The sequence below is a fragment of the Propionibacterium cyclohexanicum genome (assembly GCF_900111365.1).
Taxonomy (GTDB): Bacteria; Actinomycetota; Actinomycetes; order Propionibacteriales; family Propionibacteriaceae; genus Propionibacterium; species Propionibacterium cyclohexanicum.
On record NZ_FOGZ01000002.1, the window covers coordinates 179,770 to 193,092 of the forward strand.

13 protein-coding genes are annotated in these 13,323 nt (G+C 67.2%); 2 read left to right on the top strand and 11 right to left on the bottom strand.

Annotation, left to right across the window (positions count from 1 at the left end):
* Positions 1–34 precede the first annotated feature (34 nt).
* Positions 35–1,531, top strand: coding sequence for an amidohydrolase (locus tag BMX93_RS02020; RefSeq protein WP_091967148.1), 1,497 nt, complete (start codon positions 35–37; stop codon positions 1,529–1,531).
* Between the two features lie 57 nt (positions 1,532–1,588).
* Here BMX93_RS02020 and BMX93_RS02025 read toward each other — a convergent pair whose 3' ends face one another.
* The 9 genes from BMX93_RS02025 to tgt all read right to left on the bottom strand — a co-directional run bounded on the left by BMX93_RS02025 (position 1,589) and on the right by tgt (position 9,898).
* Positions 1,589–1,771, bottom strand: coding sequence for a hypothetical protein (locus tag BMX93_RS02025; protein ID WP_091967150.1), 183 nt, complete (start codon positions 1,769–1,771; stop codon positions 1,589–1,591).
* A gap of 97 nt (positions 1,772–1,868) precedes the next feature.
* On the bottom strand, positions 1,869–2,468 hold the full coding sequence (locus BMX93_RS02030) for a hypothetical protein (RefSeq protein WP_091967152.1): 600 nt from the start codon (positions 2,466–2,468) through the stop codon (positions 1,869–1,871).
* 20 nt (positions 2,469–2,488) lie between these two features.
* Entirely contained in the window at positions 2,489–3,427 is a 939-nt protein-coding gene (gene era, locus BMX93_RS02035; RefSeq protein WP_091967154.1) for a GTPase Era, read from the bottom strand.
* Positions 3,420–4,724, bottom strand: a complete 1,305-nt coding sequence (locus BMX93_RS02040; protein WP_091967156.1) for a hemolysin family protein — start codon at positions 4,722–4,724, stop codon at positions 3,420–3,422. Before BMX93_RS02040 ends, era begins: the two co-directional genes overlap by 8 nt.
* Before the next feature lie 122 nt (positions 4,725–4,846).
* Complete coding sequence (gene ybeY / locus BMX93_RS02045) at positions 4,847–5,302, bottom strand: rRNA maturation RNase YbeY (RefSeq protein ID WP_091967158.1); 456 nt, start codon at positions 5,300–5,302, stop codon at positions 4,847–4,849.
* Between the two features lie 9 nt (positions 5,303–5,311).
* Positions 5,312–6,250, bottom strand: coding sequence for a PhoH family protein (locus BMX93_RS02050; protein WP_245725680.1), 939 nt, complete (start codon positions 6,248–6,250; stop codon positions 5,312–5,314).
* 230 nt (positions 6,251–6,480) lie between these two features.
* The gene (locus tag BMX93_RS02055; RefSeq protein ID WP_091967160.1) at positions 6,481–7,905 is read right to left on the bottom strand and encodes an MFS transporter; all 1,425 of its coding nucleotides are present in this window, start codon (positions 7,903–7,905) and stop codon (positions 6,481–6,483) included.
* Positions 7,906–8,048: 143 nt separating this feature from the next.
* Positions 8,049–8,537 (bottom strand): DUF5709 domain-containing protein, encoded by a 489-nt coding sequence (locus tag BMX93_RS02060; RefSeq protein WP_091967162.1) that lies wholly within the window; start codon positions 8,535–8,537, stop codon positions 8,049–8,051.
* A gap of 65 nt (positions 8,538–8,602) precedes the next feature.
* Entirely contained in the window at positions 8,603–9,898 is a 1,296-nt protein-coding gene (gene tgt, locus BMX93_RS02065; RefSeq protein ID WP_091967164.1) for a tRNA guanosine(34) transglycosylase Tgt, read from the bottom strand.
* A 118-nt stretch (positions 9,899–10,016) separates the two neighbouring features.
* Between tgt and BMX93_RS02070 the strand changes: the two genes are divergently transcribed.
* Positions 10,017–11,321, top strand: a complete 1,305-nt coding sequence (locus tag BMX93_RS02070) for a purple acid phosphatase family protein (protein WP_091967166.1) — start codon at positions 10,017–10,019, stop codon at positions 11,319–11,321.
* A gap of 35 nt (positions 11,322–11,356) precedes the next feature.
* Here BMX93_RS02070 and BMX93_RS02075 read toward each other — a convergent pair whose 3' ends face one another.
* Together BMX93_RS02075 and dnaJ are read right to left on the bottom strand one after the other, a co-directional pair.
* Positions 11,357–12,094, bottom strand: coding sequence for a 16S rRNA (uracil(1498)-N(3))-methyltransferase (locus tag BMX93_RS02075; RefSeq protein ID WP_091967167.1), 738 nt, complete (start codon positions 12,092–12,094; stop codon positions 11,357–11,359).
* Positions 12,091–13,314, bottom strand: a complete 1,224-nt coding sequence (gene dnaJ / locus BMX93_RS02080) for a molecular chaperone DnaJ (RefSeq protein ID WP_091967169.1) — start codon at positions 13,312–13,314, stop codon at positions 12,091–12,093. Before dnaJ ends, BMX93_RS02075 begins: the two co-directional genes overlap by 4 nt.
* Positions 13,315–13,323 lie beyond the last annotated feature (9 nt).

Genomic DNA, 13,323 nt, shown 5'->3' on the forward strand with positions numbered 1-13,323 from the left:
AGTTCGGGCATCCGAAGGAGTTGGATGGGGCGTCATGAGGTTTCGTCGCGCCCGCATGCTCGATCTGGTGAGTGGTCGCGCCAGCGAACCACATGACGTACTGGTCAGCGGCTCCCGGCTGTACCGCAGTGACGCGGTGCCCGGGAGCAGCGCGGGGGATGACGAGGTGATCGACCTGCAGGGCCGGTTCATCCTGCCAGGACTGTGGGACGCCCATGTCCATACCGATCTGTGGGCCCAGGCCTCCCACCGGATCGACCTGTCGGGAGCGGACAGCTCTACCCGGGCACTCGATGCGCTCACGCGGAACGCGCGGCTCAGTTCCCGCGAACCCGTGGTGGCGCTGTCGGCGCCCCTGGAACGATGGCCGAGCCCACTCGACGGCTCCCGCCTCGATGCCCTCTTCCCCGAGCGGGCTGTCATCGTCTGCTCCCGGGACCTCCATTCGGTGTGGGCCAATGGCATGGCGCTGCTGCTCGCCGGCCTGGCCGCCGACCCCAACACCCGTCCAGCGGCCCGGTTGGCGCGCGAGCAGGACGCATTCACCCTTGAGCGACATTTCCTGCGCCCATCGCAGGCCGAACTCGACGAGTGGTGTGCCCAGTCGGCGGCCGAGGCCGCCCGCAAGGGCATTGTGGGCATCGTGGACATGCAGGACGGCCCCGCCAGGTTGGCTACCTGGCGTCGCCGGATCGCGGCAGGCTGCACCTTCGTACGCATCTGCTTGAGCTGCTGGCCCGACACGCTCGACGAGGCCATCGACTCGGGCATGACCACCGGAGCACGCCTCGACGATCGGGGATGGCTGCTGGGCGGGCCCTTGAAGATCATTGCCGACGGATCGCTGTCCTCGGGTACCGCCTGGTCGTCCACGCCGTACTCAGATCCCGCACCCGGCATCGATGCGCACGGGCTCTCGCTCATCGGCCGTCCCGAGCTGAGCGGTCTCATGAGCCGGGCGGAGGTGCACGGTCTCCAGGTGGCGGTGCACGCCATCGGGGACGCCGCCGTCTCCCAGGCCCTCGATTGCTTCGCGGAATCGGGGGCGCGAGGCAGCATCGAGCACGCCATTCTCGCCCGAGCTGACGATCTGGCACGGATGGCCTCGCTGGGCGTGCGGGCGAGCGTCCAACCTGCGCACCTGCTCCAGGACCGGGCCCTTCTGGAGCGCCGATGGCCCACCCGCTGCGGCGATGCCTTCCCCCTGCGATCCTGCCTGGATGCCGGAGTCGAACTGCGCTTCGGCTCGGATGCGCCGGTCGTCGATCTCGACCCCTGGCAGGCGATCAGTGCCGCCGTGCTGCGCGCCGAACCCGGTGCGCCGAGCTGGCACTGCGAGCAGTCCCTCACCGTCGGGGAGGCGATGAGGGCCTCCACCGGAGGTGCCGCGCAGCTGGTGCCCGGCGGATCGGCCGATCTCATGGTCCTCGACGACGACCCCCTCCAGGTCGATCCCAGCGCGCTGGGATCGACCGAGGTCTATCTCACGATGGCCACGGGCAAGGTCACCTGGTGGGCCGACGCCGCCTGACAGGCGTGGGGCCTGCGTGGCTGCGGCGCTGGCCGTGCTCAAGTGATCGTGCCATGCTCAGCTGATCGTGCCGTGCTCCTCCTCGGTGCCCGGATGACCCAGCCAATAGGCCAGCGCCACGAGTGCTGCCACGGCGCCCAGGGCCAGCACGAAGCGCCCGCAGCGGCACTTCGTGCCCTTCTTCGAGCGGCAACAGCGCTTGCCTGCAGCTCGCGCACCAGCGCGGTCCTTCTTCGCCATCTCTTCCCCCTGCTGTTCTCGTGCTCCCCACAACCCTTGCGAGGCCTGGTGGATCACCCCGGCGGCACCCACCGCGTGTCCTGTGTGACGGCGCCTCTCAGCGCCGCGCAGCATCGTTGACGAAGTCGACGACGCTGTAGCGAATCTCGGGTGCGATACCGGCGAGCAGCTCGTCCTCGTCACGCACCACGACGCTCGTGAGCTCGCCCCATTCGCTCCTCACGATTTCCTGGCCGCGGACCGCATGACGGACGCGGACCCCTCCCTCGACGCTCCACGTGAGCTCATCGCCGGACGACCATGCGAAGCGCGAGGCGTAGGGCTGCCCAGTCGGCTCGTCGATCACCCAGCAGTCGATCGCCGGATGACCGCTGTGCTCGGCAAGATAGCTGGCCACCGCGAACTCCGCCCAGCTGGGAACGCATGGGCTGGGCATCGTCGCCGTGCGATCCACGTCGATGAGATGACCATTCACGAGATGGACGGCATAGGACCATGTGAAGGGATTCGCTCGGGTGCACTCGACGCGCGAACTCACCTGGATGACCCGGCCGGACCTGGGATAGACCGCCAGGGTGAGCACGGTGGTAGTGCCGATCTCGTGGATGACGGCACCCACCTTGTGACCCTTCCGGTCGTCCACCCGCTTGAAGACGGTGCGGGTTCCCCAGGCAGCTCTACGGCTCTGTCGAAGCATGATCCCCGCCTTCCCGCGTCTCACAAGCCTAGCCGGTTGAGCTGTTTCGCATCGCGCTGCCAATCCTTGACCACCTTGACCCGCAGGTCGAGGTGAACGGGGGTGCCGAGCATGGCCGAGATCTGCTGGCGAGCCTGGGAGCCGATCCTCTTGATGCGCTCGCCTGCCCTGCCGACCATGATGCCCTTCTGCGAATCACGCTCCACAATGAGGGAGGCGAACACGTCGAGCAGTGGACGCTCGGCCGGGCGCCCCTCGCGAAGTCCCATCTCCTCCACCTGGGCAGCGATGGAGTGGGGCAGCTCGTCGCGCACATCCTCCAGCGCGGCTTCGCGGATGAGTTCCGCGACGAGCACCTCGTCGGGTTCGTCGGTGATCTCGCCGTCCGGGTAGTAGTCCGGGCCGGGTGGCAGGAGCCCGAGCAGCACATCGGCCACCTCGCTCACCTGATCGCCGCTGAGTGCCGAGCAGGGCAGCACCTCCTCGAAGCGAATCCCCAGCTCGGTCTGCAAGGCCGCGATCTGGCCCAGATGACGCGCCAGCCGCTCTCGGCTGACCAGATCGGTCTTGGTGGCGAGTGCCACGAGAGTCGGGGGGCGCCGCAGCGCGGCGAGCTGGCCGACCAGATATCTGTCGCCCGGGCCGATGTTCTGGTTCGAGGGCAGCGCCACCGCAACGACGTCGACCTCCGTCCAGGTGGCCCGCACCAGGTCGTTCAGCCGCTCCTGCAGCAGCGAGCGTGGTTTGCTCAGGCCCGGGGTGTCGATGATGATCAGCTGCCCGTCGCTGCGGTGCACGATGCCCCGCACGGTGTGCCGGGTGGTTTGCGGCTTGTCGCTGGTGATGGCCACCTTGCGTCCTACCAGGGCATTGGTCAGCGTCGACTTGCCGGCGTTGGGCCGGCCCACGAAACACGCGAATCCGCTGCGGAAGGTGCCGCCGGAGTCCTGCTCAGTCATCCTCGTCCTCCCGGTCGGCATCGTCGGGTTGGGAAGCCAACTCGGTGACAACGATGGTATCGATCTGGTGGCGGCGCCCGGTGGCCTTCTCCGCTCGCAGGCGCAGGCCCTCCCAGTCGACGGTCGAGCCGGGAATGGGAACCCTGTTGAGCAGCTTGGCCATCAGCCCCCCGGCGGTCTCCACGTCTTCGTCGCCCAGTTCCTTGCCGAACAGGTCCCCGACGTCGTCCAGCGGCATTCGCGCGGAGATCCGCCATCCGCCCTCCGGCAATTCCTCGGCGAGGCTGGGCTCCGCATCGTACTCGTCGGTGATCTCTCCGACGATCTCCTCGACCAGGTCCTCGATGGTCGCCAGTCCCGCGCAGCCACCGAACTCGTCCACCACGAGCACCATGTGGTTGCGGGTGGCCTGCATCTCGCGAAGCAACTCGTCGACCGGCTTGGAATCGGGGCAGAACACGGCTGGTCGCATGATCGTGTCGACCTGCGTTCCGCGCGCGCTGGCGGGATCGTCGAAGACCTGCTTCATGAGGTCCTTGAGATAGACGACGCCGCGGACGTCGTCGAGCTGGCCCGAGATGACCGGGATGCGGCTGAAGCCCGAGCGCAGGGCCAGGCTCATCGCCTGACGGATCGTCTTGCCGACCTCGATGAACACGATGTCGGTGCGGGGAACCATCACCTCCCGCACGAGCGTGTCGCCCAGTTCGAAGACCGAATGGATCATCTCCCGTTCGTCGTGTTCGATGACCTCGGCCTTCTCCGCCATGTCCACCATCTCGCGCAGCTCGGCCTCGGAGCTGAACGGGCCGTCGGCGAAGCCGCGCCCTGGGGTAATGGCATTGCCGACAGCGATGATCCCGGTCGTCAGCCAGCCCAGCAGGGTGTTGAGCACGGTGAGCGGGCGTGCGGCCCGTAATGCGGTGCGTTCGGCATGCTGGCGGCCCAGGGTTCGCGGCATGACACCCCAGAAGATGAAGCTCACCAGCGTCACGACGACGACAGGTGCGAGGACGCGCTCCCAGCTCTGCCCCAGATGGGTGAAGAAGACCACCGAGACGAGCACCGCGGTAGCGGTCTCGCATGCGGTGCGCACGAGCATGGCGGTGTTGATGGTGGGCGCCGGGTCGGCGGCGATCTCGGCGACCCGTGCTGAGCCGCGGACGCCCTCGTCGACCATCCGCGCCGCCCGCGATCTCGTGACTCTTTGCAATGCGGTCTCGCCGGCTGCCAGCAGGCTGGCGGCGAAGCTCAGCATCACTGCCAGTGCGAGAAAGAACCAATCCCTAGTGGTCACGTGCCTGCGTCAACCTGCCTTGTCGGGGGAGCTGTCGCCGCGAGGGGCGCGGTGGACCCTGCGGTTGACCAGAGTCTATGCATCCGCAGGCCGAGCCGGGGCGTGCGGCTTCCGATGGGTATTCAGCGGGCCTCGTGGGCCCGCCACTGCGCGATGATCTGGTCATTGAGCGCGAACATCACGGCCTTCTCGCCGGGTTCGGCATGGTCGTGGCCCAGCAGGTGGAGCAGGCCGTGGATGAGCAGGTATTCCATCTCCTCCTGGTTCGTCCGCCCATTGCCGGGCGCCTGGGCACCCGTGAACGAGGGGCAGATCACGATGTCTCCGAGCAGCCCCCTGGGTGGCTCCTCGTCGTCGCCGGGGGCTCGCATCTCGTCCATCGGGAAGCTCATCACATCGGTGGGGCCCTCCAGATCCATGAACTGCCGGTGATAGGCACTCATGGCCGACTCGTCGACGAGCAGAATGGACAGGTCCGATTGCGGATGGATTCTCAGCACACCGAGTGCGTAGCGTGCGAGCCGCACGAGCGCCTGGGTGTCGACGTCCTCGCCGGACTCGTTGCTCACATCGATCATAGGGCCAGCCTATCGACGCGTCCCCGGGGGCCGCTGGTGCTCGCTGTCGTAGCGCTCGTATGCGGCCACGATGCGCCCCACCAGACGGTGCCTCACAACATCGTGGCTGGTCAACTGGCAGAACGCGATGTCCTCGAGACCGTCGAGGATACCCTGTACCTGGCGCAGCCCACTGGCTTGGCCGCCCGGGAGATCGACCTGGGTGACATCACCGGTGACGACGATCTTCGAGCCGAAGCCGAGCCTGGTGAGAAACATCTTCATCTGCTCAGGGCTGGTGTTCTGGGCCTCGTCGAGCACGATGAAGGCATCGTTGAGGGTGCGGCCGCGCATATAGGCCAAGGGAGCCACCTCGATGACGCCGCTGGTCAGCAGCTTGGGTACCCGGTCGGGGTCGAGCATGTCGTGCAGGGCGTCATAGAGCGGACGCAGATAGGGGTCGATCTTGTCGGCTAGCGTTCCGGGCAGGAAGCCCAGTCGTTCCCCGGCTTCGATGGCCGGGCGGGTGAGGATGATCCGGTTCACCTGCTTGGACTGGAGTGCATGGACGGCCTTCGCCATCGCGAGATAGGTCTTGCCGGTGCCAGCCGGGCCGACACCGAAGGTGACCGTATGACGGTCGATGGCGTCGACATAGCGCTTTTGATTGAGAGTCTTCGGCCGTATGGTGCGGCCGCGGTTCGACACGATGTTCTGGGTGAGCACCTCGGAGGGACGCACCGCAGAGTCGGCGGACTCCATCGTGAGGACTCGCTCAACCGCCTCCGAGCTGAGGCCCTGCCCGGTGCGGACAATAGTGATCAATTCGGTGAACACCCGGGCGGCGAGGTCCACCTCTGCGGGCAGACCGGTCAAGGTGATCTTGTTTCCCCGCACCAGGATTTCCGCGCCGAGTCCTGATTCGAGCATCTTGAGGAAGCCGTCGCGCGGACCCAGCACGCTCACCATCTCGATGGATGCCGGCACGGCGATAGTGCGCACGCCGACTGCCTCGCCGGGTTCCTCGGCCTGTGCGTTCACGGTGCTCAGTGCTTGTTCCTCCTTAGCGGCGGTGCCGATGACGGCTCCGGACTGTGCCATCAAGGCTACGCGCACCCCGAAGGGGCCGCCGCCAGCTGGCGGCGGCCCCTTCGGGCGCTCTTCGTGACCTTCGGCGGTCGGGGCCCGGACCTGTCGGCTCAGGCCGGTACACCAGCCGGCACGGGACGGACGTTCACCCCGACGTCGTCGAGTTCGACGTGGCTCGTCTCGCGCATCGTCGCGAGGGCGATGAGCGTGAGCACGGCCATCGCCACCAGATAGAGACCCACGCTGCCCGGCCCGAATCGGTGAGCGAGATAGGCAGCGATGAATGGTGCCACGGCCGCGCCGAGAATGGACGAAACATTGTACGAGATCGCCGAGCCGGTGTATCGCACATTTGTCGGGAACAGCTCGGGCAGCACTGCGGACTGGATACCGAAGGTCAGCCCCATGAGCAGCATGCCGATGAGCATGAAGACCGTGATCCGTCCCAGATCGGCATTGTCACCGGTACCGACCCGGGCAGGATCGAGGAAGAACCCGAAGGTGAGGCCGAAGACCATGATCGCCGCAGTCACCCCGAGGAGGAATTTCTTACGGCCGAATCTGTCGCCGAGGATTCCCGAGATCGGGATGGTGATCGCAAATGCGCAGATCGTGATGAGCTGGACGACGAGGAAGGAGTGATAGTTGATGCCCAGGAGCCCCGAGGAGGGCTTACCGATTGCATAGGACAGAATCCATGTGGTCATGAGGTAGAAGAGCGTATAGGTGACGAGCATGATGAAGGTGCCGCGGATCAACTCGCGCCAGGATGTGCGGAACACCTCGACGAGCGGCGTCTTGAGGACCTCGCCACGCTCCTGGGTGCGCTTGAAGCTCACCGTTTCGTCGAGCTTGAACCGAACATACAGGCCCAGCACCACGATGAGCGCGGAGAACAGGAAGGGCAGCCGCCAGCCCCACACGAGGAAGCTGTGGTTGGTGCTGGCCTTCGTGGAGTCGTAGTGCATCGTCATCGTGAGGAACAGGAAGAAGCCATTGGCGAACAGGAATCCGATCGGGGCGCCCAGCTGGGGCCACATGGAGTCGAATCCTCGCTTGCCGGCCCGGGAGTTCTCCCCGGCCAGAAGTGCCGCTCCGGACCACTCGCCGCCCAGGCCGAGCCCCTGGCAGAAGCGCATCACCGCAAGCAATGCGGGAGCGAACACGCCGATCTGGGCATAGGTGGGGAGGAAACCGATCAGCACCGTCGCAATGCCCATGGTGAGCAGCGAGGCGATGAGGGTTGCTTTGCGCCCGGCCCGGTCTCCGAAATGCCCGAAGATGATCGAGCCGAGTGGCCGGGCGACAAATGCTACGCCGAAAGTCGCCAGCGAGGCGAGGAGCGCTCCGGTGTCCGTGGTGGATGGGAAGAAGAGGAGCGGAAAAACCGAAATCGCCGCCGTCGCGTAGACATAGAAATCGTAGAACTCAATGGTCGTGCCGACCAGCGAGGATACGATGATGCGAGCTTTGCCACGCCTATCGGCGGGGCTCGCCGCGGATCTGGTGGGAATCGCTGCGTTCGTCGTGTTCACAGCGGAACCATATCCGACAGTCTCATTTTGTGAGACTCAGTTCTCTCGATGTGAGACACCGCGCGCCCGGACAGCTCCTCTCCGGAGCCGGCGAATCCTCATCCCGCAGGCGATGTCACCGGGAATGCCCGCGCCGGCCGCCCTCAGTCCTCCGGAGCCGCCTTCCGCATCGGCGTGGCGGCCTCGCTGTCCTCGTCGCTGTCCTCCTCGATGATGTGCATCGCTGCCTCCTCGGCGCTCGCAGCGCCCCCGGAGATGCCCACATCGTGCGCCAGGGATTGGGATTCGTGGTCCTCGCCGCCGGCGCCCACCCCGCTGGCCACCAGCCGGCCGGCCCGGCGACTGCCGACCTCACGGTTCTCCCGGTGAGGGTTCCAGTCACGCTCCGGCGCATCCGACGCGGCCTCGGGCTCTTCCTGGGGAAGCCGCTGCTCGATGGTCTCCCCGCGCTCCATCTCGGCCGGAGTGTTCCCGAAGCCCTGGGCCGGCGACCAGTGGTCGGGAGCGATGTAGCCCTCGTCGAGTGGATCCGCCACGCCGCGGTCGATCAGGGAGTCGGCCGGGCTGAGCTGGGCCAGCTGATCGTTGTCCTGGTCCTGGATCGGGGTCTCCTCGTTGTCGATCTCTTCCATGACACGATCCTGCCACCCGGCGGGCGCGATGCCCACTGTCGACGCCCACTGTCGACGCCGATTCGTCAGGATCGATCGGTTCCAGCGGCCTCGCGCCGGGCCTGCTCGGGACGGCCGGCGTAGAAACGGCCGAGGAATTCGGTGCGGAAGGCCTCGAAATCGCCCTGGCGCATCGCGTGGCGGATGTCGTCGACAAGACGGATCGTGAACCGTTCGTTGTGGATCGTGGCGAGCATCTTGGCCGCGATCTCCTTCGCGCGGAACAGATGATGGAGATAGGCCCGCGTGTAGTGCTGGCAGGTGTAGCAGTCGCAGCCCTCCTCGAGGGGTGTGAACGCCCAGCGATTCGCCGCAGTGGTGACATTGAAGCGCCCGTCGGCGGTGTAGATGGCGGCGTTGCGGGCCACACGGCTCGGATTGACACAGTCGAAGGTGTCCGCCCCCGCAGCGCAGGCTGCGAACAGGTCGTCCGGCTCGCTGATGCCCAGCAGGTGACGCGGCTTGTCCCGAGGCAGTTCCGAGGCGCACCACGACACGATTTCGCCGAGCCGGCGCTTCTCGATGGCCCCTCCGATGCCGTACCCGTCGAATCCCTGGTCCTCGTGGCCACTCACCCCAGCCCTGGCAGCGACCAGGCCACGGCAGGCCAGCCGGCGCAGATCCTCGAATTGCGCACCCTGGACCACCCCGAACAGCGCCTGGTAGGGCTTGCCCACGCGCTCATCGGTGAGCCGCACGTGCTCGTCGAGGCAGCGCAGGGCCCAGCGCTGAGTGCGCGCCACCGACTCCTCCTGATAGCTGCGGGTGTTCATGAGGGTCGTCAGCTCATCGAAGGCGAACATGATGTCGGCGCCCAGCCGGTGCTGTACCGACATGCTCACCTCGGGGGTGAAGCGATGCTTTGAGCCGTCCAGGGGACTCTTGAAGGTCACTCCGTCGTCGTCCACCCGGGCATTGCGCGTCGTGCCCGGCGCGATGATGTCGTCGTCCTGGAGTCCGGTGACGTCCATGGCGAGCACCTTCTTGAACCCCACCCCCAGGCTCATCACCTGGAAGCCACCCGAGTCGGTGAAAGTGGGGCCCGGCCAGTTCATGAAGCGCCCCAGTCCTCCGGCGGCGTCCACAAGATCGGGACCGGGCTGCAGGTACAGGTGGAAGGCATTGGCGAGCACTGCCTGGCCCTGGGCCTGGCGGACCTGCTCGGGCAGCATCGCCTTGACGGCGGCCTTGGTGCCGACCACGACGAAGGCGGGAGTCTCGATCGTGCCATGCGGTGTGGCTAGGATCCCAGTGCGGCCCAGCCCATTGGGCAGTTCATGGTCGACGCGGAAGCTGAACTCGGACGGGCTGGCACCAGGCATGGGGCTGATTCTCGCAGAATCCTCGCCGCTCCCCCCTCGCCCGATCGGCGGCCAATCCGGCCTGCCCCACCGCATCGCCGGATCGGTTCATTCACTGGCGCGCGGTAGGTTGAGGCACGTGCGCAAGCCCTATCTGGCCACCGACCTCGAGCTGTTGACCATCACGCCCACCAGCGCGGTCATCAGCTGGATGACTCGCGGTCCCAGGCGAGCGGGACTGCCTCAACCGATTCACGCCGGAACCCAGCTGTGGCTGGGAACCGACAGGGGCCAGATGCGGCTGGTGCACGACGATCCGCAGCCGCGCGCATTCCATCAGGTGGAGGTGAAGGGTCTAGAACCGGGCCGCGAGTACCACTTCCGGGCCATGTCCGATGGCATCTCGGCCCGCCCGACGCTGTCCGCGACCACCCGAGTGTCCAGCCCGGAACTCACCGGACGGTTCGTGACGCTCACTCCTCCGCCGGGTCGCTATCTCATGACCATCGCGCTGGCCAACGACGTGCACATCGGCGAGACCCGGCAGGGCATCGTGCTGGGTGCCCTGCCCACCTCGGTGGCGCCGGGCCCGCGGCAGGCCGACTATCCGCAGATGCTCTTCACCCGGATGCTGGAGGACCTGAACACTCGCCATGGGCACCCCTTCCTCGTGCTCGGTGGCGACATCACCTATGGGGGAACCCGCGCCCAGACCGCTGCCGCACTCCGGCTCGCCACGAGCTACGGCGCGCAAGGCGGCGATTGGCTCGCGGTGCGCGGCAACCACGACCGCCCGCTGCACAGCGGGGAGGACCCTTTCGGAGAGCAGTTCGTGGCCTATCAGCAGATGACGCAGGCCTGCCTGCCCTCCGGGCTGCGCATCCTCGGCGTGGACACCACTCGCGGCAGCGGTGGCGGATGGGTGCTCCCCGAACAGTTCGAGGCCATCCGCAGCTATCTGCAGGAGGACCCGGATCGTCCGACACTGGTCACGAGCCATCATCCGGTCACCCGCGACGCCGCGCTCAGCTCACCGGCAGGTCCCCAGTTCATGCTGCGTCGCCATGACCAGATCGAGCTCCAGCACATCGAGCGATCCGCCCACGGGGTCTTCCTGCACCATACCGGTCACACCCACCGGATGAGACGTGGCACAGCCGATGTCCAGGGTGCCCACGCGGACTACTTCGAGAATGCCGCCTGCGCTGCCTACCCCGCCGGATACGCCCTGCTGCACCTGTACAGCGGCGGCTATCTGCTCAACTTCTGGCGCACCTCGGCCCAGGATGCCCTGGACTGGGATTTCCGCAGTCGATGGCAGGTGATGGGTCTGGCCGTGCGGTTCATGCTCGGCACGACGAATGATCGCAATCACGTGGCCCTCAAGGACCTCTCGGGGCTCAGCGCAGCCGGCGGGGAGATTCCTGCCGAGTTGCGGGTCTAGCCCACCGACGCCCGCGGTCCACCACCCACCACCGATCAGAGCAGTGGGTCCTCTGGTTGCAGGGCCCTGATCTGGGCCAGCGCCACCAGCCCGGCAGTCGAGGTGCGCAGCACAGCGTCGCTGACGCTCACCGGCAACGCGCCGGCGGCACGGAAGCGTTCGAGTTCGTCTGGTGAGATGCCGCCTTCCGGGCCAGCCACGATCACGCACTCGCCCCGGGAGGGCAGCGTCACCTCACGCAGAGCCACGGTGGCGTCCTCATGGAGAACGAGCGCCAGATCCGCTCCAGCGATCCGCCGGGCGACCTCGGCCGTGTCGGCGAAGCCGACACCGGGAATCCGCAGGCGGCGCGACTGCTTGGTGGCAGCCACCGCAGCCGAGCGCCACTTGGCCAGGCCCTTGTCCATCTTGGTGTCCCAGCGGACCACGCTGCGCGCGGCCGACCAGGCGAGGATCTCCGCTGCGCCGAGCTCCGTGAGGGCCTCGACGGCGATCTCGGAACGTTCCCCCTTGGCCAGCGCCTGAATCGCCACGACAACGAGCGGCTGGACCCGCGGGCTCAGCACCTCGTCGACCAGCACCTTCAGCCCGCTCCTGGTGGCCTCGACGACCTGCCCGCGCACCCCGGCCCCCTGGCCGTCGCCGAGCAGCACGGACTCCCCCAGCTGGATCCGGCGGGCCACGGCCGCGTGGTGGCCCTCCGCACCGTCCAGGCACACCACGCTCCCCGTGGTGACGCCGGTCAGGTCGGCGAGGAAGAGCGGGTCGGTCATCCGCTGAACGCCTTGCGGAGGCGCTCGAAGAAGCCCCTGTCCTCAGCGTTCGTGTGGGCGACGCTCTCACCGGTCTCACCGCGCGCCTGGGCGAGGGCCTCGACGAGCTCGCGCTGCTCCTTGTCGAGCTTCGTCGGTGTGGCAACGACGAGCGTGACGCCGAGGTCACCGCGCTGACCGGTGTCGCGCGAGCGGAGCTTGGGCACTCCTCGTCCCTTGACGGCGAGCCGGGTACCCGACTGGGTGCCGGCGGGAACCTCGAGACGCACCACGGACTCCTGTGGCGTCGAGCCTTCGAGCTCTGACTCGAGAGTGGTGATCGGTATCGTACAGCCGAGCGCTGCCGCAGTCATCGGTATGGTGACGACCGCCTCCAGATTGTCGCCGTCGCGGCGGAAGACCTCGTGGGGACGCACCGAAATCTCGACGTACAGGTCGCCAGCGGGCCCTCCGCCCAGCCCCACCTCGCCCTGGCCCGACAGGTGGATCCGGTTGCCGGTGCTCACACCGGCCGGAACCTTCACGCTGATGTCGCGGCGGGCGCGCACCCTGCCCTCCCCGCTGCACTCGGGACAGGGGTGGGCGATGACGGTGCCGTATCCCTGGCACTGCGGGCAGGTCGCGGTGGAGCGGATGTCGCCAAGGAAGGAACGCTGCACCTGGGTCACGCTGCCAGAGCCGTGGCACTGGGGACAGGTGACGGGCTTCTCGCCCTTCGCAGAGCCCTGACCTTTGCAGTGCGGGCACACCACATAGGTGTCGATGGTGAAGGGGGCGGTCGTGCCGAACGCCGCCTCCGCGAGGCTGAGCTCCAGGCTCATGAGCTGGTCCTGGCCCTGGCGCACTCGCGAGCGCGGCCCGCGCGACGAGCCCGAGGCGCCGAACATGGCACCCAGCAGGTCTCCTACGTCGAAGCCCATTGAGCCGCCCGATGAGCTGAAGCCCGAGAATCCACCCATCCCCCCGAAGGGGTCGAAGCCGCCGGCACCCGCGCCGGCCCCGGCGTGCATGGGGTCACCGCCACGGTCGAAGACGGCCTTCTTCTGCGGATCGGAAAGCACCTCGTAGGCCTCGTTGACCTGCTTGAACTTCTCCTCCGCATCCGGATCGTCGGTGACATCGGGATGCACCTGCATTGCCTTCTTGCGGTATGCCCGCTTGATCTGCTCGGGAGTCGCGTCCCGGCTAACGCCAAGGACCTCGTAGTAGTCGTTACTCATCAGTGGACG